The organism is Cupriavidus sp. SS-3 (assembly GCF_035818815.1).
Taxonomy (GTDB): Bacteria; Pseudomonadota; Gammaproteobacteria; order Burkholderiales; family Burkholderiaceae; genus Cupriavidus; species Cupriavidus taiwanensis_C.
In genome coordinates, this window is the sequence record NZ_JAYLVT010000018.1 from 90,806 (window position 1) to 115,744 (window position 24,939).

The 24,939-nt window shown below is 70.2% G+C and carries 26 protein-coding genes; 15 read left to right on the forward strand and 11 right to left on the reverse strand.

Annotated elements, in window-relative coordinates:
• Nucleotides 1-3: 3 nt before the first annotated feature.
• From U9J39_RS23280 to ygfZ, 3 genes are all read right to left on the reverse strand, one after another.
• On the reverse strand, nt 4-831 hold the full coding sequence (locus tag U9J39_RS23280) for an NRDE family protein (protein WP_115709406.1): 828 nt from the start codon (nt 829-831) through the stop codon (nt 4-6).
• A gap of 87 nt (nt 832-918) precedes the next feature.
• Nucleotides 919-1,209 carry a DUF4936 family protein gene (locus U9J39_RS23285; protein WP_012352764.1) on the reverse strand — a complete coding sequence of 97 codons (291 nt, stop codon included), beginning with the start codon at nt 1,207-1,209 and terminating at the stop codon, nt 919-921.
• A gap of 16 nt (nt 1,210-1,225) precedes the next feature.
• Nucleotides 1,226-2,242, reverse strand: coding sequence for a CAF17-like 4Fe-4S cluster assembly/insertion protein YgfZ (gene ygfZ, locus U9J39_RS23290; protein ID WP_326348193.1), 1,017 nt, complete (start codon nt 2,240-2,242; stop codon nt 1,226-1,228).
• A 212-nt stretch (nt 2,243-2,454) separates the two neighbouring features.
• On the opposite strand from ygfZ, the gene mltG reads away from it, so the two are divergent.
• From mltG to U9J39_RS23330, 8 genes are all read left to right on the forward strand, one after another.
• Nucleotides 2,455-3,450: an endolytic transglycosylase MltG gene (gene mltG / locus U9J39_RS23295; RefSeq protein ID WP_116312539.1), complete on the forward strand. Its 996-nt coding sequence runs from the start codon at nt 2,455-2,457 to the stop codon at nt 3,448-3,450.
• A 7-nt stretch (nt 3,451-3,457) separates the two neighbouring features.
• On the forward strand, nt 3,458-4,069 hold the full coding sequence (gene tmk, locus U9J39_RS23300; protein ID WP_116312540.1) for a dTMP kinase: 612 nt from the start codon (nt 3,458-3,460) through the stop codon (nt 4,067-4,069).
• A gap of 77 nt (nt 4,070-4,146) precedes the next feature.
• The gene (locus U9J39_RS23305) at nt 4,147-5,154 is read left to right on the forward strand and encodes a DNA polymerase III subunit delta' (protein WP_116312541.1); all 1,008 of its coding nucleotides are present in this window, start codon (nt 4,147-4,149) and stop codon (nt 5,152-5,154) included.
• Between the two features lie 63 nt (nt 5,155-5,217).
• Nucleotides 5,218-5,637, forward strand: coding sequence for a PilZ domain-containing protein (locus U9J39_RS23310; protein ID WP_326348194.1), 420 nt, complete (start codon nt 5,218-5,220; stop codon nt 5,635-5,637).
• A gap of 36 nt (nt 5,638-5,673) precedes the next feature.
• Nucleotides 5,674-6,180 (forward strand): GNAT family N-acetyltransferase, encoded by a 507-nt coding sequence (locus U9J39_RS23315; RefSeq protein ID WP_116312542.1) that lies wholly within the window; start codon nt 5,674-5,676, stop codon nt 6,178-6,180.
• A gap of 32 nt (nt 6,181-6,212) precedes the next feature.
• A complete protein-coding gene (locus tag U9J39_RS23320; protein ID WP_116312543.1) occupies nt 6,213-7,007 on the forward strand; it encodes a TatD family hydrolase in 795 nt (264 codons plus the stop codon).
• Nucleotides 7,000-7,746: an ankyrin repeat domain-containing protein gene (locus tag U9J39_RS23325; protein ID WP_442784920.1), complete on the forward strand. Its 747-nt coding sequence runs from the start codon at nt 7,000-7,002 to the stop codon at nt 7,744-7,746. The genes U9J39_RS23320 and U9J39_RS23325 overlap by 8 nt, the downstream gene beginning before the upstream one ends.
• A 15-nt stretch (nt 7,747-7,761) precedes the next feature.
• Nucleotides 7,762-8,163, forward strand: coding sequence for a YkvA family protein (locus tag U9J39_RS23330; protein WP_326348195.1), 402 nt, complete (start codon nt 7,762-7,764; stop codon nt 8,161-8,163).
• Here U9J39_RS23330 and egtB read toward each other — a convergent pair.
• On the reverse strand, nt 8,160-9,449 hold the full coding sequence (egtB, locus tag U9J39_RS23335) for an ergothioneine biosynthesis protein EgtB (protein ID WP_326348196.1): 1,290 nt from the start codon (nt 9,447-9,449) through the stop codon (nt 8,160-8,162). The two genes, U9J39_RS23330 and egtB, sit on opposite strands and share 4 nt — an antisense overlap.
• A 197-nt stretch (nt 9,450-9,646) precedes the next feature.
• Nucleotides 9,647-10,267 carry an FMN-dependent NADH-azoreductase gene (locus tag U9J39_RS23340; RefSeq protein WP_326348197.1) on the reverse strand — a complete coding sequence of 207 codons (621 nt, stop codon included), beginning with the start codon at nt 10,265-10,267 and terminating at the stop codon, nt 9,647-9,649.
• A 162-nt stretch (nt 10,268-10,429) separates the two neighbouring features.
• Between U9J39_RS23340 and U9J39_RS23345 the strand changes: the two genes are divergently transcribed.
• From U9J39_RS23345 to U9J39_RS23355, 3 genes are all read left to right on the forward strand, one after another.
• Nucleotides 10,430-11,377 (forward strand): LysR family transcriptional regulator, encoded by a 948-nt coding sequence (locus U9J39_RS23345; RefSeq protein WP_115709424.1) that lies wholly within the window; start codon nt 10,430-10,432, stop codon nt 11,375-11,377.
• 189 nt (nt 11,378-11,566) lie between these two features.
• Nucleotides 11,567-11,986, forward strand: coding sequence for a DoxX family protein (locus U9J39_RS23350; protein ID WP_115680206.1), 420 nt, complete (start codon nt 11,567-11,569; stop codon nt 11,984-11,986).
• 47 nt (nt 11,987-12,033) lie between these two features.
• The gene (locus U9J39_RS23355; RefSeq protein ID WP_115709426.1) at nt 12,034-12,600 is read left to right on the forward strand and encodes a DUF4136 domain-containing protein; all 567 of its coding nucleotides are present in this window, start codon (nt 12,034-12,036) and stop codon (nt 12,598-12,600) included.
• A gap of 18 nt (nt 12,601-12,618) precedes the next feature.
• On the opposite strand, the gene U9J39_RS23360 is transcribed toward U9J39_RS23355, so the two are convergent.
• A complete protein-coding gene (locus U9J39_RS23360) occupies nt 12,619-13,842 on the reverse strand; it encodes an EAL domain-containing response regulator (protein ID WP_326348198.1) in 1,224 nt (407 codons plus the stop codon).
• Nucleotides 13,843-14,098: 256 nt separating this feature from the next.
• Between U9J39_RS23360 and U9J39_RS23365 the strand changes: the two genes are divergently transcribed.
• Together U9J39_RS23365 and U9J39_RS23370 are read left to right on the forward strand one after the other, a co-directional pair.
• Nucleotides 14,099-17,392 (forward strand): DNA translocase FtsK 4TM domain-containing protein, encoded by a 3,294-nt coding sequence (locus U9J39_RS23365; protein ID WP_326348217.1) that lies wholly within the window; start codon nt 14,099-14,101, stop codon nt 17,390-17,392.
• Between the two features lie 32 nt (nt 17,393-17,424).
• A complete protein-coding gene (locus U9J39_RS23370; protein ID WP_326348199.1) occupies nt 17,425-17,766 on the forward strand; it encodes a cupin domain-containing protein in 342 nt (113 codons plus the stop codon).
• A 12-nt stretch (nt 17,767-17,778) separates the two neighbouring features.
• Here U9J39_RS23370 and U9J39_RS23375 read toward each other — a convergent pair whose 3' ends face one another.
• From U9J39_RS23375 to U9J39_RS23390, 4 genes are read right to left on the reverse strand one after another with little or no spacing between them, the layout of a single operon-like run.
• Nucleotides 17,779-18,375: a peroxidase-related enzyme gene (locus tag U9J39_RS23375; RefSeq protein WP_116312549.1), complete on the reverse strand. Its 597-nt coding sequence runs from the start codon at nt 18,373-18,375 to the stop codon at nt 17,779-17,781.
• A complete protein-coding gene (locus U9J39_RS23380; protein ID WP_115709436.1) occupies nt 18,372-18,917 on the reverse strand; it encodes a CMD domain protein in 546 nt (181 codons plus the stop codon). Before U9J39_RS23380 ends, U9J39_RS23375 begins: the two co-directional genes overlap by 4 nt.
• Nucleotides 18,918-18,960: 43 nt before the next feature.
• A complete protein-coding gene (locus tag U9J39_RS23385; RefSeq protein WP_326348200.1) occupies nt 18,961-20,436 on the reverse strand; it encodes an NAD(P)/FAD-dependent oxidoreductase in 1,476 nt (491 codons plus the stop codon).
• A complete protein-coding gene (locus U9J39_RS23390) occupies nt 20,429-21,457 on the reverse strand; it encodes a LysR family transcriptional regulator (RefSeq protein WP_116312551.1) in 1,029 nt (342 codons plus the stop codon). Before U9J39_RS23390 ends, U9J39_RS23385 begins: the two co-directional genes overlap by 8 nt.
• Before the next feature lie 240 nt (nt 21,458-21,697).
• Between U9J39_RS23390 and U9J39_RS23395 the strand changes: the two genes are divergently transcribed.
• Nucleotides 21,698-23,176: a glycine betaine ABC transporter substrate-binding protein gene (locus U9J39_RS23395; protein ID WP_115711639.1), complete on the forward strand. Its 1,479-nt coding sequence runs from the start codon at nt 21,698-21,700 to the stop codon at nt 23,174-23,176.
• Here U9J39_RS23395 and U9J39_RS23400 read toward each other — a convergent pair.
• Entirely contained in the window at nt 23,173-24,591 is a 1,419-nt protein-coding gene (locus tag U9J39_RS23400; protein WP_116312552.1) for an aminotransferase-like domain-containing protein, read from the reverse strand. The two genes, U9J39_RS23395 and U9J39_RS23400, sit on opposite strands and share 4 nt — an antisense overlap.
• Nucleotides 24,592-24,748: 157 nt before the next feature.
• Here U9J39_RS23400 and U9J39_RS23405 point away from each other — a divergent pair, with 157 nt between their 5' ends.
• Nucleotides 24,749-24,934, forward strand: a complete 186-nt coding sequence (locus tag U9J39_RS23405) for a DUF2970 domain-containing protein (RefSeq protein WP_012352788.1) — start codon at nt 24,749-24,751, stop codon at nt 24,932-24,934.
• Nucleotides 24,935-24,939: the final 5 nt, after the last annotated feature.

Sequence of the window (24,939 nt, forward strand, 5' to 3'; positions counted from 1 at the left end):
CGCTCAGCGCGGCGCCTGCACGATGCCGGTGTCGCGCGACAGGTTCAACGTGCCGTGGTAGGCCACCTCGCCGATGCGGCCATCGGCGTCAAAGCTGCGCTCGTTCAGGTCGAAGCGCCCGTCGTGGCGGATGCGCAGCACGGTGCTGGCGCGCGTGCCGTACATCGGCGAACGGATAAAGGCCGACGACAGCAGCTTTTCCCACTCCGGCGCCACGCCGGTGGCGGGCAGCTCGAAATCCGCGGCCTGGCGTTGGTCGGCCAGCATCTGCAGGTAGGGTTCAGCGCTGGCGGTGGGCTGGCCGCTGTCCGCGGCCAGCACTTCGGCCAGCGCGCCGACGCGGCTGCGTACCTTGGGCCAGGGCGTGTCGAGCAGCGCGTTGGACAGCCCGTACAGGCCCGGGCGCAGCCGTTGCGGCTGGCGCGACGCCGAGCGGTTGCTGTACCACCACAATTCGCGCAGGTCGCTCGCCAGCAGGTTGAAGCCGTTGTAGGCGCCGTCTTCGCCGGCGAGGCGGTCGAGGTAGTCGAACGGCGCCGCGTGGCCGCGCAGGAAGCCTGCCACCAGCTCGCCGCGCGAACGGGCGTCGGTGCGTTTTTCGGACGGGGCGCGATAGTTGGTCAGCGCGGCGAAGCGGCCCTCGGCGTTGACGCCCATCCAGGTGCCGGGTTCGCCGATGACCTCGGCGAGGTCGCGGCCGGCCAGCACCTGGGGCGCATCCTGCCACCAGTGCGCGGCCGCCGCGGGGCGTGCATAGAATTCATCGCGGTTGCCGGCCACGACCAGGGCATAGTCCGGGTGCGATTGCCAGGCAACCAGGATCAGACACATCGTTTCGCTTCCTTTGCCGCAGGGGTGCCGCCTCAGCGGCTCCCGCGTACTTCAGTCCGACGGCGCCGACACGTCATCCAAGGGCGCCTACAGCACGTCAAGGTCGATAAAGTGTTCGGCGCGCCGCTCGCCTTCCACCCACTGGTCCAGCCCGCTCTGCCGCCACAGCCCTTCCAGCGTGGCATCGAACGCGGGCGGCACGTCGGCGTAGCACTCCATCCAGGTCTGCACGCCGGCGCGGGTTTCCGGCCTGCGCATCAGCGTACCACCAATTCCGGTGGCTTCGGCGACCGTTTCCATCCAGCGGTGCCAGTGCGGCAGCGCCTCGGCGGCGACGGCCTCCGGCACGCGGAAATAGACGTAGAGGTGATCGCTCATGGCGGGTCCCGTGCAATCAGCCGGCGGCCTGCGCGGCTTCGCCAAGCGGCACCGCATAGGGCAGGCTGGCGGTGACCAGTGCCGCGCCCTCGGCGCTGCCCAGGCGCAGCGCGCTGCCGGCGGCATCGATCTTCAGCTCGGCCAGCCCGGCCCAGCCGCCATCGGGCGCGGGCGCGGCGTTGACGATCATGCCGCAGGGCTGGCCCGGGTCTTCCGGACGATAGATTTCGGCCGCGGGCGCCGGCACCTCGCCTGCGCCCTGCACCAGCCACATGCGGCGCTTGAGGGTGCCGCGGTACTGGCTGCGCGCCACCACTTCCTGGCCGGGATAGCAGCCCTTGCGGAAATTGACGCCGCCGACCAGCTCGAAATTGATCATCTGCGGCACGAACTGCTCCTGCGTGGCGGCGACGATGCGGGGCAGGCCGGATTGCACCTCGAGCCAGTCCCACAACGCCGGCGTGGCAGCCGTCAGCGCGGCGGACAGCGCCGCCTGCACCGCCGCGGCGCGCTCGGCCGGCAGCACCAGCTGCCAGCGCGGCTGGCCGGCGCTGTCGGGCAGGCGGATCACGGTGGCGCCTTCGGCGGCGACCACGGCAAACGCGGTCTCCGGCGCGGGCAGCCCGGCGGCGGCCAGCGCTGCGGCGGCGCCGGCGCCGGCCACGCCGAGGATGGCATGGCCCGGGGTGATATCGGACAGCCTGGCCTTGGCGCGCAGCACGAACATCGACAGCCGCTTCTGTACCGCAGGCTGGATCTCGGCCGACAGCTGCAGCACGATGCCGTCGGCGTCGCGCCACATCAGGAAGGTGGCCAGCAGCCGGCCCTTGGGGGAGCAGTAGCCGGCCAGGCGCGCCGTGCCCGGCGCCAGGTCGTCGACCGCGTTGGTCAGCTGGGTGTGCAGGAAGCTGGCGGCATCGTCGCCCGCCACGCGGACGAGGCCGAGCCCGGCCGGTGTGCAAACCACGCCGCCGGCAGTCAGCGCGTCAAGGTTTGCGGCGAGTTCCTGGGCTTGGGGATTCAATGCTGGCATTGCGAGGCAATCGTCGAGGCAAATCGGGGGAAGAGTTCAGGCCACCGAAGGGGCGCGGTGCCGGGCCTGCGGAGGCGCCGGCGCCACGGCTCACGGTCGGTGCCAGGCTGCCGGTTATTATATGGGGCTACGAGATTTTCGGCCGGCGCCGTTGGTCTGCCGCGGCGCGTGCTTGCGCCGCGGTGCCCGGGGCTGGTCGCTACAACGGATACATGAAACGTTTATTCCTAAGTCTTGGGCTGGCCGTGCTGGTATTTGCGCTGGCGGCCGCGGGCGGCTTCGCGTGGTGGGCCAATCACCCGGTGGCGCTCGCCCGGTCGCCGGTGGAAGTGGTGATCAAGCCCAATTCAGGCGTGGCCAGCGTCGGCCGGCAGATCCAGCGTGGCGGCGTGGGCATGGACCCGCGGCTGTTCGTGCTGCTGGCGCGGCTGACCGGCCACGGCGCGGACCTCAAGGCCGGCGGCTATGAATTCGAAACCGGCGCCACGCCGTTGTCGATCGTCGCCAAAGTGGCCCGCGGCGAAGTCACGCACTACGTGGTCACGGTGATCGAGGGCTGGGAATTCCGCAAGATGCGCGCCGCGGTCGACGCCAGCCCGGCGCTGCGACACGACACCCGCGGCATGTCCGACGCGGAACTGATGAAAGCCATCGGCGCGCCCGAGGCTTCGCCCGAAGGGCTGTTCTTTCCCGACACCTACCTGTTCGCGCGCGGCAGCAGCGACCTCGAGCTGTACAAGCACGCCTACCGCGCCATGCAGCGCCGGCTGAACGAGGCCTGGAACGCGCGCTCGCCCGACCTGCCGTACAAGACCCCGTACGAGGCGCTGGTGATGGCGTCGATCGTCGAGAAGGAAACCGGCCAGGCCGCCGAGCGCCCGATGATCGCCGCGGTGTTCATCAACCGGCTGCGCAAGAACATGCTGCTGCAGACCGACCCGACCGTGATCTACGGACTGGGCGAGGCCTTCGACGGCGACCTGCGCAAGCGCGACCTGCAGGCCGACACCCCGTACAATACCTACACCCGCACCGGCCTGCCGCCCACGCCGATCGCGCTGCCGGGGCTGGCCTCTCTGGCCGCGGCAACCACGCCGGCGCCGTCCGACGCGCTGTACTTCGTTGCCCGCGGCGACGGCAGCAGCCATTTCTCCAACTCGCTACCCGAACACAACCGCGCGGTCGACAAGTACCAGCGCGGCAAATAGGCATTCCATGCGCGGAAAATTCATTACCTTCGAGGGCATCGACGGCGCCGGCAAGAGCACCCATATCGACTGGGTTGCCGACCGCCTGCGCGCGCGCGCCGACATCGCCGGTGTCGTGACCACGCGCGAGCCCGGCGGCACGTCGCTGGGCGAAGACCTGCGCCAGATCCTGCTGCACCGCAAGATGCACCTGGAAACCGAAGCGCTGCTGATGTTCGCGGCGCGGCGCGAGCATATCGCCGAAGTCATCGCCCCGGCGCTGGAGCGCGGCAAGTGGGTCATTTCCGACCGCTTCACCGACGCTACCTTTGCCTACCAGGGCGGCGGCAGGGGCCTGGCCACCGGACGGCTCGAAGTGCTGGAAGGCTGGGTCCAGGGCGACCTGCAGCCGGACCTGACGCTGCTGTTCGACGTGCCGCTGGAGACCGCCAGCGCCCGCCTGGCCGCCGCGCGCACCCCGGACAAGTTCGAGGCGGAATCGCGCGCCTTCTTCCAGCGCACCCGCGACGAGTATCTGCGCCGCGCGGCCCAGTCGCCGCAGCGCTTCCGCGTTATCGACGCTACCCGCAGCATTGCCGATATTCGCGACGAACTTGAAAAGATCCTCGCAACTATCTGATTAGCCGGCATTTTTACCCGGCCTCACGGCAATATTCAGCCGGCACTCGAAGTTGGACCGCTAACTTACTGATTTACATGCTATATCCCTGGCAGAAAGAAGACTGGCAACGGCTGGGCGCGCTGCGCGAGCGGCTGCCGCATGCCTTGCTGATCCACGGCCAGCAAGGCATCGGCAAGCGCGACCTGGCGCTGCATTTCGCTCAGGGGCTGCTGTGCGAGGCGCCGCTGGCGGACGGGCAGCCGTGCGGGCAATGCGCCGCCTGCCACTGGTTCAGCCAGGGCAACCATCCGGATTTCACGGTGGTGCGGCCCGAGGCCCTCGACGCCTCGGCCGAGGCGGAAACCGACGAGGGCGGCAAGAAAAAGGCGCCCAGCAAGATCATCCGCATGGAGCAGGTGCGTGCGCTGATCGAGGCCGTGGCGGTAGGCACGCACCGCGCCGGGTTGCGCGTGGTGGTGGTCTATCCGCTCGACGCGCTGCAGACCGAGGGCGCCAACGCCTTGCTCAAGACGCTGGAGGAACCGCCGCCGTCGACGGTGTTCCTGCTGGTGACCGACCGGCTTGACCGCATCCTGCCGACCATCCTGTCGCGCTGCCGCCAGTTCTCGGCCCAGCGCCCGACCCCCGAGGCCGCGCTGGCGTGGCTGCGCGGGCAGGGCGTGGCGGATGCCGAGGCCCAGCTGGCGCTGGCCGGCGGCGCGCCGCTGACCGCGCTGCACGCGGCCGAGGCCGAGGAGCAGCCGCTGCAGCGCTGGCTGGTGGGCCAGCTCGGCGCCGCGGCGGCCATCGACGCCGCCGCGGCGGCCGAGCAACTGCAGAAGCTGCCGGTGCCCGCCGTGCTTGGCATCCTGCAGCGCTGGACGTACGATCTGCTGGCACTGCGGCTGGATGGCGGTGCCACGCCGCGGTACTTCCCCAGGGAGCGCGCCGTGCTGGCGCGCTGCGCCGGTGCCACCGATGCGCGCGGCCTGCAGGCGTTTGCCGCGCGCCTGAACGCACACCGCCGCAGCGAGAACCATCCGCTGGCGGCACGGCTGGTGATGGAAGCGGTATTCCTGGAGTACCGGCAGCTGTTCCGCTAGCGCGGCCGCGGCCGGACCCGAACCATAACAACAAGCAGCATCGTCATTGTCAGGGGGTCATCCATGAACACGGCAGTCGCCGGCACTGCGCCGGGCGAGGTGGGGTTTGGCAACACGGCGGGCGGCGCAGCGGGCAGCGGGGCGGCGTCGCGCCCCAATGTGCTGTCGCTGTCGATCAAGGACCAGGCCGGGCTGTACGCGGCCTATATGCCGTTCCTGGCGCGCGGCGGCATCTTCGTGCCGTCGAACCGGCCGTTCCGGCTGGGCGAACAGGTGTTCCTGGTATTGTCGCTGCTGGACCGGCCGCAGAAATACCAGATCGCTGGCCACGTGGCGTGGATTACGCCCGCGGGCACGCCGATGAAGACACCCGGCGTCGGCGTGCACCTGCCCGACGACGACAGCGGGCGCAACCTGCGCCGCGCGGTGGAGGAAATCCTGGGCAAGATGCTGGAGTCCGGGCGCCCCACCCAAACTTTATGAAGGTTGCGAGATATCTCTCGCAATATATTGATTTTAATGAACTTCTCGCTACGCATTGCCGAGCCCGGCGACCTGCCGGGCATCGTCGCCATCTACAACAGCACCGTGGCTTCGCGCATGGTCACCGCCGATACCGAGCCGGTCTCCGTGGCCTCGCGCCAGGCCTGGTTCGACGCCCACCAGCCCGCGCGCCGTCCGCTCTGGGTGTGCGAGGATGCCGATGGCAGCATGGCCGGCTGGATGAGCTTTTCCGATTTCTACGGGCGCCCGGCCTATGGCGCCACCGCCGAGGTGTCGATCTACCTGGACGCACAGCGCCGCGGCCAGGGGCTGGGGCGCTACCTGCTGCAGCAGGCCATCGACCACGCGCCCACGGTCGGCGTGAACACGCTGCTGGGCTTTATCTTCGGCCACAACGCGCCCAGCCTGAGCCTGTTCGCGGCGCTGGGCTTCACGCGCTGGGGTGACCTGCCGCGCGTGGCCGTGCTCGACGGCGTCGAGCGCGACCTGATCATCGTCGGCCGCCGCGTGGATGCTGCCTGAGCGCCGCCTGAACGCCGTACCTGAGATTTCCCATGTTTGTCGATTCCCACTGCCATATCGATTTCCCCGAACTGGCCGCGCGCCTGCCGGAACTGCTGGACAATATGCGCGCCAACCAGGTCACGCATGCGCTGTGCATCTCGGTCACGCTGGAAGACTTCCCGCGCGTGCTGGCGTTGGCCGAGCAGCATCCCAACCTGTATGCGTCGGTCGGCGTGCATCCTGACTACGAAGAAGGCGAGGACCCGACGCTGGAGCGGCTGGTGGCGCTGTCCGCCCACCCGCGCGTGGTCGGCACCGGCGAGACCGGGCTGGACTACTACCGGCTCAACGGCCGCAGCATCGCCGAGATGGAATGGCAGCGCGAACGCTTCCGCACCCATATCCGCGCCGCGCGCCAGACCGGCAAGCCGCTGATCATCCATACCCGATCGTCCGCCGAGGACACGCTGCGCCTGATGCGCGAGGAAAACGCGGGTGAAGCCGGCGGCGTGATGCACTGCTTCACCGAGACCTGGGACGTCGCCCGCCAGGCGCTGGACCAGGGCTTCCATATCTCGTTTTCCGGCATCGTCACCTTCAAGAGCGCGGCGGACCTGCAGGAAACCGCGCGCAAGGTGCCGCTGGACCGGATGCTGATCGAGACCGATTCCCCCTACCTGGCCCCCGTGCCGTACCGCGGCAAGACCAACGAGCCGGCCTGGGTGCGCCATGTGGGCGAGTTCATCGCGCAACTGCGCGGGGTTCCTGTGGAGCAGGTCGCGGAACAGACCACGGAAAATTTCTTCAATTTATTCAAGCATATCGATAGGAAATCTCATGTTTGACATGAAGTTCGTCCGCCGTGCCGCCGGCGCTGTCGCGCTGGCCGCCGCCACGATCGTTCAGGCCGCGCCGGCCGACGACATGCGCAAGGCGGTGGAATTCGACGACGCCAACACCGTCAAGAAGCTGCTGGCCAAGGGCGTCGACCCCAACGTGGTCGACAGCCGCGGCAACCCGGCCCTGGTGCTGGCGCTGCGCGAGAAGTCGCTGAAGGCGGCCACGGTGCTGATCCGCGCCAAGGATATCGATTTCGACAAGGCCAACCCGGCCGGCGAAACCCCGCTGATGATGGCCGCGCTGCAGGGCCAGCTCGACATGGTCAAGCTGATGGTCGACGACATGGAGGCCGAGATCAACAAGACCGGCTGGGCTCCGCTGCACTACGCCGCCACCAACGGCCACAACGACGTGGTCAAGTACCTGGTCGACCATGCCGCGTATATCGATGCCGAAAGCCCCAACGGCACCACGCCGCTGATGATGGCCGCGCGCGGCGGCCATATCGAGACCGTCAAGCTGTTGCTGGACGAAGGCGCCGACATGCGCCTGAAGAACCAGCAGGGCATGACCGTGATCGACTTTGCCGAGCGCTACAACCAGGCCGAGATCGCCAGCGGGCTGAAGGCGCGCTGGCAGAAGCTGTATCCGCAGACGCCGATCGTGGCGGCGCCGCCGCTGAAGCCGCCCGTCGCCGAGCCCGGCGGCCAGCGCCCCGCGGCGCCGCAGAGCAAGGGCTGGTAAGCCGGCGCGGCGGCGATGGCCAGCGGTTCGCGCCTGCGCCAGTGGGCGCGCGGGCTCAAGGGCAGCCTGCTGACGCTGTGGTTCTGCAGCCGCCATCCCGGCACCCCGTGGGCGGCGCGGCTGCTCGGCGCGCTGGTGGTGGCCTACGCCTTCAGCCCGATCGACCTGATCCCGGATTTCATCCCGGTGCTGGGTTATCTGGATGACGTGCTGCTGGTGCCGCTGGGCATCTGGCTCACGCTGCGGATGATTCCGGCCACGGTCAAGGACGAATGCCGCGGCCGTGCCGAAGCGTGGCAGGCCACCCATGCGCAACGGCCGCGCAATCGCGCGGCCGCCGTGGTCATAGTGCTGGTGTGGGTTGCGCTGGCGTGGCTGACGTGGCGCTGGCTGGCGCCATACCGGGCCCCGGCCTAGGCGTCGTCGGCCAGCCGCACGCCGGTGAACTGCCAGCGCTGGTGCGGATAGAAGAAGTTGCGGTAGGTCGCGCGGATATGCGATTCGGGGGTGACGCACGACCCGCCGCGCAGCACCATCTGGCCGCTCATGAACTTGCCGTTGTACTCGCCCACCGCGCCCGGGTTGGGGCGGAAGCCCGGATAGGGCAGGAAGGCGCTGGCGGTCCATTCCCAGACGTCGCCGAACATCTGGCGCAGCACGCCGGCGGTGTTCTGCCGGTCCGGCAGCGGCCGCAGCGCGCGCCCCTCGACAAAATTCCCGGTGGCCGGCAGGCGGCTGGCCGCGTGCTCCCATTCCGCCTCGGTTGGCAGCCGGCGCTCGGCCCAGCGTGCGAACGCATCGGCCTCGTAGAAGCTGACGTGGGTCACCGGGCTGTCCGGATCGACCGGATGCATGCCACGCAGCGTCATCTGCCACCAGGTGCCGTCGCGTTCTTCCCAGTAGAGCGGCGCCTGGATGCCTTGCTCTGCCACCCAGCGCCAGCCGTCGGACAGCCACAGCCCGGCGCTCTGGTAGCCGCCATCCTCGATGAACTCGAACCACTGCCGGTTGCTGACCGGGTGCGAGCACAGCGTGAAGGGGGCCAGGTAGGTCTTGTGGCGCGGGGTTTCGCAATCGAAGGCGAAGGTCTCGCCGCGGTGGCCGATCTCGACCAGGCCGCCGTCGAAGCCGATCCAGTCCGGCGCGGGACGCGGGTCGGCAATGACGGGCGCGGGCAGTTCCGGGGCAAAGGCGGGGCGCAGCGGGTTCTGCGCGAACAGGTGCAGCACGTCGGTCAGCAGCAGTTCCTGGTGCTGCTGTTCATGCTGCAGGCCAAGCGTGATCAGCGCCGCCTCGTCGTCGGTCTGGGCTGTGCCCAGCAGCGACAGCATCGCTTCGTCGACCGCCTCGCGGTACGCCAGCACTTCGTCCAGCGACGGGCGCGTCAGCAGCCCGCGCTGCGGTCGCGGGTGCCGCGCCCCGACCGCTTCATAGTAAGAGTTGAAGAGATAGCGGTAGGACGGGTCCACCGGCTCGTAGTCCGGCACGCGCGCGGCCAGCACGAACTCCTCGAAGAACCACGTGGTGTGCGCCAGGTGCCATTTCGCCGGGCTGGCGTCGTCCATGGACTGCACGGTGGCATCGGCATCGGACAGGTCGGCCACCAGGGTCTCGGTGGCGGCGCGTACATGCCGGTACTGCGAAAGCAGGGCGGGTTCGTGCGGCGGATGGAGGGCGGCTCCTGGCAACAGGGCTGAAGTCATGCGGGCTCCCGGGTTGGATCGGTCGATGACTGCAGGCGGTGCGCCGCCGGCGCCCACGGGCCGCGGCTGCGCGCCGCCCATGGCACGCGGGGCGCCGTAGCGCCCCGAACCATCATAGACCCGATCCGGTCCCGGGGCGAGCCGGCGCCGTCCTACAGCGACGGCGCCGCGGCCACGGCCGGCTTCAGGCAGCCAGCTCAGGCAGCCAGCCGGCTGGCGTCGTTCAGCGCCGCGATCTCGGTGCGGGCGCTGGCCAGCCCGGCTTCGCGGAACTGCGGCCCCATGGCCAGGCCGTGGGCGCGCACGTAGGTGATGTCGGTGATGCCCAGGAAGCGCAACACCACGTCGACGGTCTGCTCGTGCAGGTCCAGCGCGTTGGCATCCTGGCGCACGCCGCCGCGCGACGACACCACGATCACGCGCTTGCCGCCAGCCAGGCCCACCGGGCCGCTCTCGGTGTACTTGAAGGTGCGGCCAGCCTGCGCGATGCGGTCGATCCAGGCCTTGAGCTGGCTCGGGATGCTGAAGTTGTACTGCGGCACGCCCAGCACCAGCACGTCGGCGGCGAGGAACTCGGCCAGCCACTGCTCGGTGCGCTGCAGCTCGGCCTGCTGCACGGCGTTCAGGCCGTCCTTGGGACCACCCAGCACGGGCAGCAGGTTGCCGGACAAGTGCGCCGGGGCATCCTGGTCCAGGTCGCGCACGGTTACGGTGGCACCGGGGTTGGCGGCAACCAGGTCGGCCACCACTCTGGCGGTCAGGCTGCGCGAAACGGAGTTGTCGCCGAGGACGCTGGTATCGATCTGCAGGATGTTCATGTCTTTCTCCACAAGGATGCGGTTGCGATGGAGGAAAGATAGCGGCTGGCCATTGGTATCGGTAGTGAGGCAAAATGCAAATGATTGTTCTACCGATGCAACGCCCCCCGGGCGCCGTCCGGAGCGGGTTGTGGAGCCATCGGGGTGACCCCGGAGCCATCCATGCAAGACCTCAACGACCTGTCGCTGTTCGCCCAAGTGGTCGAGCACGGCAGTTTTTCCGCGGCCAGCCGTGCCACCGGCGTGCCCAAGTCGCGGCTGAGCCGGCGCATCGCCCAGCTCGAGCGCGACCTGGGCGTGCAGCTGCTGCGCCGGACCACGCGCCAGGTACGCGTGACCCCGCTGGGGGAATCCTTTTACGAACGCTGCCGCGCCATGCTCAACGAGGCCGAGGCGGCGCGCGAGGTCATCGAGCAGGCGCGCGAGCAGCCCGGCGGCACGCTGCGGGTGAGCTGCCCGATCGCCATCGCCCAGATCCTGCTGGCGCCGGCGATCGGCCACTTCATGCGCGCCAACCCGGCCGTGCGCATCGAACTGGAAACCACCAACCGGCGCGTCGACGTGATCGCCGAGGGCTTCGACCTGGCGCTGCGCGTGCGCGAGGTGATGGAAGATTCCAGCCTGGCGGTGCGCACCTTTGGCGAAAGCGAACTGATGCTGGTGGCCAGTCCGTCGCTGCTGGACAGCATCGGCCGGCCGCGCACGCCGCAGGCGCTCGACGGCATGCCGGGCGTGGGCCAGCAGCCGCACGACGGCAAGCATGTCTGGACCCTGCGCTGCAAGACCGGCGATTCGATCCAGATCGCCTACGATCCGCGCCTGGTCACCGACGAGTTCGCATTGCTGCGCGAGGCCGCCATCGCCGGGGTCGGCGTGGCCATGCTGCCGCGCATGTTCTGCCGCGAGGCGCTGGAGAGCGGCGAGCTGGAACTGGTGCTGCCGCAGTACGACATGCCGGTCGGCACGCTGCACGCGGTGTTCCCGTCGCGCAAGGGCGTGACGCCGGCCACGCGGCGTTTCCTGGACTTCCTGGGCGAGGTGTTGCCGGAATGCGCGCACAAGGTCGGCATGCAGCAGCCGCGCACGCCGTCGATGCACCGCGTGGTGTAGCGCCGCATGCGGCATGTGCCGAGCCGTGTGCAAGGGGTGGTGCCGGCCGCGCCGGTGCTGGCCAATGTCGCGCATTTGCGGCTTTACGTTCACGCCGCCTCGCACTAAGGTACAGGGGCGAACCGTGCGCGTGAGGGCTAAGGCGCATGGATCGATAACCTCTCACAGACAACGGCAAGGAGAATGGCCATGGGTGGCTCTCAGGGTTCCCAGGACTTGGGCAAGGCGCTGCTGCGCATCGTGCTTGGCGTGTTGATCCTGATGCATGGCATCGCCAAGGTCACGGGCGCGTCCGGCATCGGTTTCGTGTCGAAGGTGGTCGCCGACGCCGGCTTGCCGGCCTGGGTCGCCTACGGCGTCTACCTGGGCGAGATCGTCGCGCCGATCCTGCTGATCATCGGGTTGTGGAGCCGGCTGGCGGCGCTGGTGGTTGCCCTCAACATGCTGTTCGCCATCGGGCTGGTGCATACCAAGGAGCTTGGCATGCTGTCCAATACCGGCGGCTGGGCCCTGGAGCTGCAGGGCATGTACCTGGGGGCGGCGCTGGCGGTGGTGCTGCTGGGGGCGGGCCGGCTCAGCGTGGGCGGCATCAACGGCAAGCTCAACTAGCGCGACCCGCAATCCCGCGCCTTGCCGCCAATTCCTGGAGATGTAACGTGAATGCGTTCCGGCAACTCTTCCCCGCCGCTGTCGCGGCGCTGCTGCTGTCGGGCTGCGCCAGCGTGCCCGACATCAAGACCGACTACAACCCCGCGACGGACTTCAGCGCCTACCGCACCTTCGGCTTTGTCGAGCGTCCCGGCACCGACCGCGCCGGCTATGAAAGCCTGACCACCCAGTACTTCAAGACCGCGGTCCAGCGCGAACTGGGCGCGCGCGGCTACCGCTACGTGGCGCAGTCGCCGGACCTGCTGGTCAACTTCAATGCCAGGCTGCAGGAAAAGGTGGAGGTCAGCCCGGCACCCGCGCCGATGATGGGCTACTACGGCTATCGCGGCGGGCTGTATGCGCCGTGGCCGGGCTATGGCTTCTATAACGACGTGTACCGCTACACCGAGGGCACCGTCAACATCGACCTGGTCGACCGGCGCCAGATGAAGCTGGTGTGGGAAGGCGTGGCGGTCGGCAGCGTCGACACCAGCGACAAGGCCAGTGCCCAGCAGCGCATCGACAGGACCGTGGCGCAGATCTTCGCCAAGTACCCGTTCCGGGTCGGGCAGTAAGGCTGGCGGCGCCGCGGCTCAGGCCGGCGGCGTTGCCATCGCGCGCTCGATGGCGTCCGCGACGAAGGCCTCGGCCGGCCTGGGCGCCGACCACAGATAGCCCTGGCCCAGCGGACAGCCCAGGGCCCCCAGCGCGGCGCGCTGGGCCTCGGTCTCGACGCCCTCGGCCACGCACTCCAGCCCGAGCTCCCGCGCAAGGCCGATCATGCTGCGGCAGATCGTGGCGCGCTGGCCGTGCCCGTCGACCGCGGCGACGAACGAGCGGTCCACTTTAAGCTGGCTGAACGGCAGGTCCGCCAGCAGCTTGAGCGTGGCGATGCCCACGCCGAAATCGTCGATCGCCACGCCATAGCCAAGCAGCCGCAGCCGGTTCAGCGCGACCGACAGCGCCAGCGTGTCGCGCACCGGGTAGCCCTCGGTCAGCTCCACCGTCAGCGCCTGCCGCGGCACGCCGCTGGCGGCCACCAGCGCGTCGAGCGATTCCAGCAGGCCCGGCCGGCACAGCGTCTGCGCCGACGCGTTCAGGCCCATCGCAACCTCGACCCCGGCGGCGCGCAGGCGCTGCTGCGCCGCCAGGCACTGGCGCGCGACCAAAAAGAACACCGGATCGGCCGCGTCCAGCGCCTCGAGCTGCGGGATGAACTGGTCGGGCGGCACCAGGCCATGCTCGGGATGGCGCCAGCGCACCAGTGCTTCGGCCCCGGCCAGGCGGCCGCTGCCAATGTCGTGCTGGGGCTGCAGCATGACCAGCAGGTCCGTGCCGGCGCGGGTCGCGGCGAGCAGTTCCTCGGCGTCGGGGGTCCAGGCGGGCACGCCGGCTTCGGCATCCTGGCGCACCAGCGCATCGGCCAGGATCACTTCGAGCGCATCGGGCGCCAGCGGCTTGCGCAGCGCGTGCACGCGCGGGATGCCGGCGGCATGCGCCAGGCCGCGGTTGGAATCGAGGATGTCTTCGGCCAGCGCCGTGACCCACACCCACACCGGCGGCGCGCCGGCGAAGGCGCGCGGGCCGCGCCGGTGCAGTTCGGCGATCAGCTCGGGGCCATTGCAGCCCGGCATCTCGATATCGCACAGCACCACGTCGAACGGCTCGCGCGCCAGCAGCTCGGCCGCCTGCGTGCCGTTGTGCGCGCTGGTCAGGGCCTGCACGCCGACATGGCGCAGCAGGCCCTCGGCGGCGGCGCGCTGGAACGGATGGTCTTCAACGACGAGGATGCGCAGCCTGGCGTAACGGATTGGCATGGAGCGTGAGCAGCAGGGGAGGGCGGCGCGCCGCGATGCGATGCACCCGGGTTGCCCAATGGTAGCGCGGCGCGGCTACGCCAATTGCCGGCGAGACCATGGCGCGGTCGTGAATGGGCCGGCGATCGTCCTGGCATCGTTGCGCAATGGCGTTCAAAAAGCGCCGCGTTACGAATATTTGCGCTTTCCGATTCAATCGCCCACTGACATAACCGCTACAATCGCTGCCCGGTGTTTTGAAGATGGCATGTCGATAATGGGTTTGGGCTGGTTCGGGTTTTCGACTTTCTGGATAGTACCGCTGCTGTGGCGGCTGGTGTCGCGCTGGCTGGCGGGCGAGCGGCGCCTGGCCGGGCCCGGCTCGCTGCGTGTGTGGCTGGGCACGCTGGCGGTGCTGTGCGCGAGCGCCAGCCTGGAGGCACTGACCAGCGGCGCGGATCCGGAATCGACCGCCGGCGGCGGCGTCGGCCGTGCGCTGGCCGGCGGCTTCGGCAGCCTGTTCGGCTGGACCGGTGCCTTGCTGCTGATGCTGGCCGTGCTGGCGCTGGCCGCGCCGATGGTGTTCGGCGAGACCTGGCGCAGCCTGTTCGCGCGCAAGCCGCGCCGCGCCGCCGCGCCCGCCACGGCGCCCGACGATGCGCCGGTGACCTTCGCCGCCACCCAGCCGCTGCGCGAGGCCGAGCGCCGCGATGCACCGGCAGCGGGCAACGCCGGCTGGACCGCGCCCGCGCCGCGCCATCGCAGTTTCGAGGCCGTCTCCGCGCGCCGCCAGCCCGCCTGGCAGCCGCCGCGCCGCACCCGTGAATCGCCGCCGCAGCCGGGCGAGCTCTGGCTGCATCATGCCGACGCGCCTGGCGCGCCCAGGCCTGAGCGTGCCCCGCAGCCGGCGCCGGCTGCCGCCGCACCGGCAATGCGTGTCGCCCAGCCGGCGGCACGCAAGCCGGTCGCCGCTGCCGCGCCCGCACCGGCCCCCGCGCCGCGGCCGGCACAGCCGTTGCGCGCCACCGTGGTCAGCAGCCCGTTCCGTCAGCCGCAGCCGCTGGTCCGTTCGGCGATCACGACGCTGCCGGAAGCGTCCGCGAAGGCCGCCGCCGCTGTGGCCGTGCCGGCCGCCGCCGCCGCCGAGATCGCTGTCGCCACGCAGGCGGCCGCCAGTGTCGAAGCGGAGGCCGTCGTCCCAGCGCAGGCAATCGCCGCACCCGAGACCGAGCCCACACCAGAGCCGGAAATCGTGCTGGCGGCGCCGGCCATTGCTTCCGTTCCGGTCGACGACGCTGTTACCGCGGTCCCGGCCGAACCCCTTGCGCTGGATGGCGATGCCCCATCGCTGGCCGCGCTCCGGCAGCAAGCGCTCGACCTGCTCGCCGAGTTGCAGGCCCTGATGGGCAAGCCCGCGACAGTGCAGTCGGCCGCCCCGGGCTCGGACGCCTTGCCGGTGGCCATGCCCGAAGCGGCAGCGGATCCTGCCATCGACGTGAACGCTGCCGAGCCCGACCCGGTCGCGACACAGCCGCTGGCTGACGCCGCGCCGCAAGCCCCTGTCGAAGCGGAAGTCGAAGCTCTGTTGGCAGACGTGCCGGAAAGCACGGGCGAGACCGCTCAGGAACGCGAAGCAAGCGCACCTGATCACGACGCCGGTGCTGACGCCGTAGCCCACGCCGTCGCAAGTTCCGCGATGGAGGAGGGCGGCGCGCCCGAGCCCGAGGCCGTGGCACTGGTCCCGGCCGAAGACGCCGGCACGGAAAGCGCCGTGATGGACGGCAACGGCCTGGTCGGCGAAGCCGACGAGCCGGAGCAGTTGCCGGCCATCGACGCAGCCGATGTAGCCGATGTAGCCGATGTAGCCAACGCAAGCGAGGCAGTGGAAGCCGCCGAGCCCGTCGAATCTGCCACCTCCGCTGAAGCTCGGGCACCCGTCGAAGTCGCGCCAGCCGGCCCGACCCCCGCCAAGCCCCGCATCGTGCTACCCGCCGTGGTCGGGCGCACCGTGCCGCTGGCAGCCACGACGCCGCCCGCGCCCGCACCGATGCCCGCACCGGTGGCGCCACCGTCGCCGCGACCCGTGGTCGACTACCGCCTGCCGCCGGCTGACTTGCTGGAATGCGAGGTCGACAGCGCCGAGCAGGTCTCGGAAGAGCGCCTGCGCGAAACCGGCGAACTGATCGAACTGCGGCTGGCCGAGTTCAAGGTGCCGGTCGCCGTGGTCGGCGCCGGCGCCGGCCCGGTGATCACCCGCTTCGAGGTCGAGCCCGCCATGGGCGTGCGCGGCGCGCAGGTGGTCGGGCTGATGAAGGACCTGGCGCGCGCGCTGGGCGTGACCTCGATCCGCGTGGTCGAGACCATCCCTGGCAAGACCTGCATGGGGCTGGAGCTGCCCAATGCGCGCCGGCAGATGATCCGGCTGTCCGAGATCGTCAAGGCGGCCTCGTTCCAGGCGCATCATTCGCGGCTGGTGCTGGCGATGGGCAAGGACATCACCGGCAACCCGGTGGTGACCGACCTGGCGCGCGCGCCGCACCTGCTGGTGGCTGGCACCACCGGCTCGGGCAAGTCGGTGGCGGTCAACGCGATGATCCTGTCGATGCTGTACAAGGCCACGCCGGAAGACGTGCGCCTGATCATGATCGACCCCAAGATGCTGGAGCTGTCGGTCTACGAGGGCATTCCGCACCTGCTGGCGCCGGTGGTCACCGACATGAAGCAGGCCGCCCACGCGCTCAACTGGTGCGTTGGCGAAATGGAAAAGCGCTACAAGCTGATGTCGGCGCTGGGCGTGCGCAACCTGGCCGGCTACAACCAGAAGATCCGCGCCGCCGAGGCCGCGGGGCAGAAGGTGCCCAACCCGTTCTCGCTGACGCCGGATGCACCCGAGCCGCTGTCGCGCCTGCCGATGATCGTGGTGGTGATCGACGAACTGGCCGACCTGATGATGGTCGCCGGAAAGAAGATCGAGGAACTGATCGCGCGCCTGGCGCAGAAGGCGCGTGCCGCCGGGATCCACCTGATCCTGGCCACGCAGCGCCCGTCGGTGGACGTGATCACGGGCCTGATCAAGGCCAATATCCCCACGCGCGTGGCGTTCCAGGTCTCGTCCAAGATCGATTCGCGCACCATCCTCGACCAGATGGGCGCCGAGAGCCTGCTCGGGCAGGGCGACATGCTGTTCCTGCCGCCGGGCACCGGCTATCCGCAGCGCGTGCATGGCGCCTTTGTTGCCGACGACGAAGTGCATCGCGTGGTCGAGCACTGGAAGCAGTTCGGCGAGCCCGACTACGATGAGGCCATTCTCGCCGGCGACCCGGCCGAGGCCGGCGGCGCCGACCTGTTCGGCGACGGCGGCGGCGACGGCGAGGCCGACCCGCTTTACGACGAGGCCGCCAGCTTCGTGCTGACCAGCCGCCGCGCCTCGATCTCGGCGGTGCAGCGGCAGCTGCGCATCGGTTACAACCGCGCGGCGCGGCTGATCGAGCAGATGGAAGTCGCCGGACTGGTCTCGCCGATGGGCCGCAACGGCGCGCGCGACGTGCTCGCGCCCGGGCCGGGCGACTGAGCGAGGCGCAAGCAGCGCCGGAAGGGGGCACCATGCAGACGGAACACGGAAACCTTTTTGCCGGCGTCCCGGCCGGCGCGGCGCAGGAAATCTTCGAGCCGCTGCTGCAATGCCCGGGCCTGCGCATCGAGCGCATCGTCTCCAACGGCCAGGCCAGCCCCGCGGGCTTCTGGTACGACAGCGCGGAGGCGGAATGGGTGCTGTTGCTGAGCGGCAGTGCCGCGCTCGAGATCGAGGGGCAGCCCGGCGAGCATCGCATGGCGCCGGGCGACTGGCTGCATCTGCCGGCCCACTGCCGGCACCGCGTCGCGTGGACCGATGCCGACCAGCCTACGGTCTGGCTGGCCGTGCATCACGCCGCGACGGGCGCCTGACGCCAGCTGAAGCTATGCGCCGGTTTGCTCGGGAAACACCGGTTCCCCAAGATTCAGCATCAGCCGGTTCGCCCACGCAAAGATCGCGATCGAGTGGATCAGGTCCAGGATCTCGGCATCGGTCACGCCGGCCTCGCGGAGCGGCCTGAGCTGCTCGGCGGAAACTTCGGCCGGACGCTCGGTCAGTTCCGCCGAGAACTTCGCGATGGCGCGTTCGCGCGCGGTGGTGCCGGCGCTGAAGGGGTCGTCGAACACCTGGCGGATCACATCGTTGCGCTTGGCCAGCTGCTCGAAGCGCTGGGCGTGCACCGAAGCGCAGTAGACGCAGCCGTTGATGCGCGACACCACCGTGGTCGACAGCTCGCGCTCGGCGCGCGGCATGCCGCCGGGCGCGTACATGATGGCGTTGAAGGCGGTCGAGCGCTGGCGCAGGATCTCGGGCTGGTGGACCAGGAAGCGGTAGTAGTCCTGCACCTTGGCCTTGGGGTGGCTCTCTTCGAGCACGGCGATCTGCTCGGGCGTGGCCTGGTCGAGGTCGACCACGTCGAGCCATGCCTTCCAGTCGAGGACTTCGTTGGTGAAGCCGTGGGATTTGATGATTTCGCTCATGCCTGGGCTCCGGCGGGGTTGTCATTCAGGGCTTGCAGGGCTTTCAGCGCGTCCAGTCCGGCCACCAGCCGCACCTGGTACGACAGGAACGCGACCAGCTGCGCCAGCGTGACCACCGCCGGGGTGCTCAGGCCGGCGGCGGGCAGTGCCAGCAGCGCGGCCTGGTCGCCCTCGACCGGTTTTTCGATCAGCTTGCGGGTGAATTCGAGCATGGCGCGCAGGCGCGGCTCGGCGATGTCCGCAGGCGTGCCCTCGGCCGCGGCGCGCACCTGGCTGGCATCGGCGCCAAGCTGCCCGAGCCGGCCCCGGTAGTGCGCGGCCAGCGCCGGCGACGGCGTCAGGCGGGCGGCGTACAGCGCCACCAGCAGCCGTTCCGCCAGCGACAGGCCCGGCAGTTCGGGGTCGAACAGGGCATCGTAGCTGCCCTGGGTGGCGGCCACGACCTTGTCGCGCTGGTGCCGCAGGGCGTGGGTGGCGCTGCCCGGCGCGAGGCCGGTGAGCTGGTCGATCAGGTCGACCGGGGAAGTCGGGGGCTGGGTCATCGGACGCTCTTGTCTGGGTTGGGTCGGGAGTGGGATCAGGGATTCAGGCCTTGGCGGTGCGCAGCGCCGGCGGCGGCGCCGGCACCCATTCGTCGCCGAAGACCTCGGGTTCGGCATAGGCTTGCAGCGCGGCGTAGTGCAGCTCGATGTCTTCCTGGTACAGCCGCGCGGCAATGCCCTGGCCAAGCCGGCGCGCGCCGTCGCTGATCGCCGGGATATCGCCGGAGACAGTGCCATGCGACAGCGCCGCCGGATAGCAGAAGCAGTGGATGCGCGTCAGGCCCGGGCAGGCGCCGGGAGTCTTTTCCTGGAATTCGAAGGCTTCGCCGAGATCGGGCGAATCGGACAGCTCGCGGTCTTCCTGGCCCGCGGGCGGCGCATGGCGGTCGCGCCAGAAGCGGACATGCGGGGCGAAGGCGGCAAATTCCGGGCGCGTTTCCAGCGCGATGCGGAAGCCCGTGGAGAAGATCAGGAAGTCCAGTTCGAACTCGCCCCGCGGGGTCCGCACCCGCAGCACATCGCCCTGCGCTTCGATCGCTTCCAGCGCGGCGCCCAGGTTGAAGTACGCGTTGGCATGCCGCGACACGCGCAGCGTGCTGCCGCGCGGCGGCGGCACCTGCTGGCTGTTGATGTAATGGCGCAGGCGCCATTTCCACGCGTCGGGCAGGCCATAGTGGCCGAAGGTCAGGCCGGGGTTGCCGGCGCCCTTGCTCTTGTTGACGCGCGGAATGTCGGCGCGGCGGATCAGCATCTCGACGCTGGCGGCGCCGGCCTCCAGCGCGGTCGCGGCGCTGTCCATGGCCGAGGCGCCGGCCCCGACCACGCCCACGCGCTTGCCGCGCAGCGCGGCGTAGTCCATCTCGTCCGACGAATGCGCCCACAGGTGGCGCGGCAGCGCGGCCGCCAGCGGCGGCACATAGGCGCCGCCGAGGCCGTCGCGGCCGGTGGCCAGCACCACGCGGCGCGCCAGGACCGTGTGCGGGCCGGCCGGGGTCTGCATCGACAGCGCCACCACCCCGTCGGGGCGCGGCACGATCCGCTCGACCTGGTGTTCGTTGCGGATATCCAGTGCCAGCACCTCGCGGTACCAGCGCAGGTAGTCCATCCATTGCAGCCGCGGGATCTTGTCCAGCGCCTGCCAGGCAGCCGCGCCGAACTGCGCCTCGAACCAGGCCCGGAAGGTCAGTGCCGGCAGGCCCAGCGCGGGGCCGGTGAGCTGCTTGGGCGAGCGCAGCGTTTCCATGCGCGCGGTGGTCGCCCACGGGCCCTCATAGCCCGCCGGGGCGCGGTCGAAGGCGCGCACGCGCACGCCCAGGTGCGTCAGCGTGGCATTCGCCGCCAGGCCGGCCATGCCGCCGCCGATCACGGCGACGTCCAGCACCTCCTGCCCGTCGACGCTGCGCGGCATGGTCCAGGCCTTGGCGGGCAGCTCCAGCCAGGCCAGGTCCTGGCGCAGCCGGGCTTCGAGGGCGGCCAGGCCCGCGGGCGGGGGAGCGGTCGCAACGTTGGGGTCAGTCATGGCTAGTCAGTTCGGAATCGTGGGTGGGGTGGTGCACGGCATCGCCGGGGTCAGCCGCATAGCCTGCGTCGCCATAGAGCGATTGCAGCAGCGCGCCGTGCTCCGCCGGCTCGCGCCGCACCAGGTCGGGCAGCAGCGCGGCAGCGGCGTCGGCCACCGCCTGCACCAGCCCTTGCACGGCGGTGCTGGCCGGGCGCGCCTGCGGCGTGATCACGCCGAAAAAGAACGGAATATCGGCATCGATGGGCCGCACCGCGATATCGGTCAGCGGCAGCCCGCGCGCGGTCACCGGCTCCAGCAGGGCAATGCCCAGCCCAGCGCGCACCAGGGTCAGGGCGCTGATCGAGGTGTTGGTGTCGATCACGCCCGCCGCCGGCACGCCGGCTGCGGCGAGCGCGCGGTCGACGCGGCGGCGCAGCCGGTAAGGGTTGTGCATGGTGATCAGGCGGCGGCCGCGGCAGTCCTGCAAGGTGAGGGCGGGCCGTGCCGCGAGCGGATCGTCGGCGCGCAGCGCCGCCACGCACGCGGACTGGCCGATCCAGTGCACGGTCACGCCGCGGTGCTCCAGTGGCAGGCTGTTCAGGCCGATGTCGGCGGCGCCGGTCAGCACCGCGTGCACCACCTGTTCCGGCGACTGGCTCTGCACCGCCACGCGTTCCGGCGCGCACAGCCCGCGCGCGAACGCCAGTGCCAGCGCCGGCGGCAGCAGGCCCGCGGCCAGCGCGGGCGTGGCGGCAATGCGCAGCGGCCGGCCATCGCCGCGCGCCAGCGCCGCGGCGCGCGTGCGGATCCGTTGCATGCCCGCCAGCGTCTGCTCGACCTCGTCGTAAAGCAGGAAGCCTTGCTCGGTCGGGCTGACCCGCGGGCCGCTGCGTGTGAACAGGGCGAAGCCGAGCTCCGCTTCCAGTTCCTGGATCAGACGCGTGATGGCCGGCTGCGAGCGGCCGAGCAGCCGCCCGGCGGCGGTGACGCTACCGGTGGTGACGACTGCGGCGAAGGCTTCCAGTTGCCGGATATCCATGGGGCTCGAGAGGATTGGGGGCGCGCTAACGGGTTGTATGTCTAAACTGGATTCTGACGCCTTCAACATGCAGATTGCAAATACTATTTCGGGATAAGTTCATGCGCCGCCTATGATGTAGCGATGCCGGGCGCACACCGGCGCCATATCGGGACGGACGCGTTGGCCGGGATTCGTGGAAGTCGGGCAGGCGGCAGGGCATGGCCCGTGCAGCAAAGGCTGGGCCTGGCCCTGGCATGGGTGCTGGCGGCCGCACTTGGCGCAAGCCTGCCGGCCTATGCGGCGGATCCGCTGCGCGTCGGTTCCAAGCGCTTCACCGAGTCCTACATCCTTGGCGAACTGCTGAGCCAGGCCGCGGGGCCGCCCGGCACTGCGCAGCACCAGCCCGGCCTGGGCAATACCGCGATCGTGTTCGCAGCGCTGAAGGCCGGCAGCATCGATCTCTACGCCGACTACACCGGCACGCTGGCCGCCGAAATCCTCAAGCTGCCGCCCGGCGCCGGGCTCGACCAGATCCGGCGCGCGCTGGCGCCGATGGGGCTGGGCGCGGGGATTCCACTGGGATTCGAGAACACTTATGCGCTGGCCGTGTCCGACGCCCGCGCCGGGTCGTTGCAGCGCTTGAGCGATCTTGCGGCGCAGCCCGGGCTCAGGCTCGGGCTGTCGCACGAGTTCCTCGGCCGCGCCGATGGCTGGCCCGGGCTGGCCAGCCGCTATGGCTTGCCGCAACGCCCGCTCGGGCTGGACCACGGCGTTGCCTACGAGGCCCTGGCGGCAGGGCAGGTCGATGCCATCGACATCTATTCCACCGACGCCAAGATCCGCAAGTACCGGCTGCGCGTGCTGGCGGACGACCGGCATTACTTTCCGCGCTACGACGCCGTGGTGGTCTACCGGCTCGACGTGCCGCAGCGCTTTCCGCAGGCCTGGCAGGCGCTGCAACACCTGGCCGGACGCGTCAGCGCTGACGACATGATCGCCATGAACGCGGCGGCGGAGCTCGATGGCCAGCCGTTTGCCGCGATCGCGCGCGCCTTCCTCGACGGTGGCGGAGCGCAGGCAGCGCATGCTGCTGACGCTCAGCGCAGCCGGCTGCTGGCCGCGCTGTTCGGCCCCGACACCGCGCGCCTGGCGCGGCGCCATGTCGGGCTGGTGGCGGGCGCAGTCGGCGCCGCGACGCTGGTGGGCGTGCCGTTGGGGATGCTGGCGGCGCGGCGGCGCCGCACCGGTCAGGTGGTGCTGGGCGCGGTCAGCGTGCTGCAGACGGTGCCGTCGCTGGCGCTGCTGGCAATGCTGATCCCGCTGCTGGGCCGCATCGGCGTATGGCCGGCCATGGTGGCGCTGTTTCTCTATGCGCTGCTGCCGATCGTGCGCAATACCGCCACCGGGCTGGAGCAGGTGCCGCAGGGCATGCGCGACGCGGCGCGCGCGCTGGGGCTGCGCGGCGCGCAGGTGCTGCGCTATGTGGAGCTGCCGCTGGCGTTGCCGGTGCTGCTGGCCGGCGTCAAGACCGCGGCCATCATCAGCGTGGGCACAGCCACCATTGCGGCGTTCGTCGGCGCCGGCGGTTTCGGCGAGCGCATCGCCACCGGGCTGGCGCTGAACGACACCACGCTGCTGCTCGCCGGCGCGATCCCGGCTGCGGTGCTGGCGCTGCTGGTGCAGGCCGGGTTCGAGGCGCTGGAGTGGGCGCTGCGCCGGCAGCGGGATGCGCGCTAGGCCGCCTGCTGCTGCGCGATGAGCCGCCCCAGCGTGGCCACGGCGGCATCGGCCTGGTCGTTCCACAGATGCCCGTAATTGAGCCGGATGCAGTTGCGGTAGCCTTGCCGCGCCGAGAAGATCGGTCCCGGCGCGATGCCGATGCCGGCTTCCAGCGCGGCATGGTGCAAGGCCAGCGCATCGAACCCCGCGGCAAACTCGACCCACAGGAAATACCCGCCCTCGGGCCGCGACACCCGCACCTCTTCCGGAAAGTGCTGGCCGATCGCGTCGATCATCCGCCCCTGCTGCATCTCCAGCACGTGGCGCAGCTTGCGCAGGTGCTTGTCGTAGCCGCCGTGCTGCAGGTATTCGGCCAGCGCCACCTGCGCGGGCACGCCGGCCGACAGCGTGGTCATCAGCTTGAGCCGCTGGATCGCCTCGCCAAAGCGGCCCGGCGCGACCCAGCCGATGCGGAAGCCCGGTGCCAGGGTCTTGGAGAACGAGCTGCAATGCATCACCAGCCCGTGCGTATCGAAGGCCTTGGCCGGCAGCGGGCAGCGGTTGCCGAAGTAGAGCTCGCCATAGACGTCGTCCTCGATCAGCGGTACCTGGTGGCGCGCGAGCAAGGCCACCAGCGCCTTCTTCTTGTCCTCCGACATGCTGGCGCCGAGCGGATTCTGGAATTGCGTCATGAACCAGCACGCCTTGACCGGATGGCGCGACAGCGCGGTGTCGAGCGCGCCCAGGTCAATGCCTTCGGCGGGATCGACCGGAATCTCGACGGCCTTGAGCCGCAGCCGCTCCAGCGCCTGCAGCGAGGCGTAGAAGCCAGGCGACTCGATCGCGACCACGTCGCCCGGCTGCGTCACCGCCATCAGGCACAGGTTCAGCGCCTCGAGCGCGCCGTTGGTGACCACCAGGTCTTCGGCCGGCTGCGGCGCGCCCGCGCCCAGGTAGCGCAGCGCGATCTGGCGGCGCAACGCGGCATTGCCGGGCGGCAGGTCGTTGACCGAGTACCACGGGTCGAGTGCGCGGCCGGCGCGCGCCAGCGACTTGCCCAGCCGCTCCCATGGAAACAGCTCGGGTGATGGAAACGCAGAGCCGAACTGCACCAGGTCGCGGTCGCGCGCGCCTTCGAGCACGGCGAACACCAGCTTGGAGATGTCCACCTGCGTCGACACCTGCCGCGACGGGCGCGCCTGCGGCTGCGGCAGCTCGCGCCGCGCCGGCCCCGCCACGTAGTAGCCGGAGCGCTCGCGCGCCCGCACCAGTCCGCGCTCTTCCAGCCGGTAATAGGCCTGGAACGCGGTCGACGGGCTGACGCCGTACTGGGCCACGGTCTTGCGGATCGACGGCAGGCGCGTGCCCGGGGGCAGGCTGCCGTTGCGGATATCGGCGGCCAGGGTTTCGGCCAGGGCTTCGTACCGTTTCATGGTGGGGGGCAGGGCGGCGGCGGTCAGGGGATTATCGCCCGGACGCAGCCAACTGATACGTAAATTTTCCAGTTATCTGATGCTGGTATGGCTGGCGGCGACGGGCCATAATCGGCCTCTCGTCCCGATACCCGTTGCCCTTGTGCGAGGAGATGCCATGAACCCGTTGAGGCTGTTGCGGACCGTGCTGTGGGGCTTCTTCGGCCTGCGCCAGGGCAGCGAGCACCAGCGCGACCTGGACAACCTGCGCCCGGTGCCGCTGATCGTGACCGGCGTGGCCGTTGCCGCCGGACTGGTGGCCTGCCTGGTGCTGGCGGCCAACTGGGCCGTGTCGGCGGCATGAGCTGA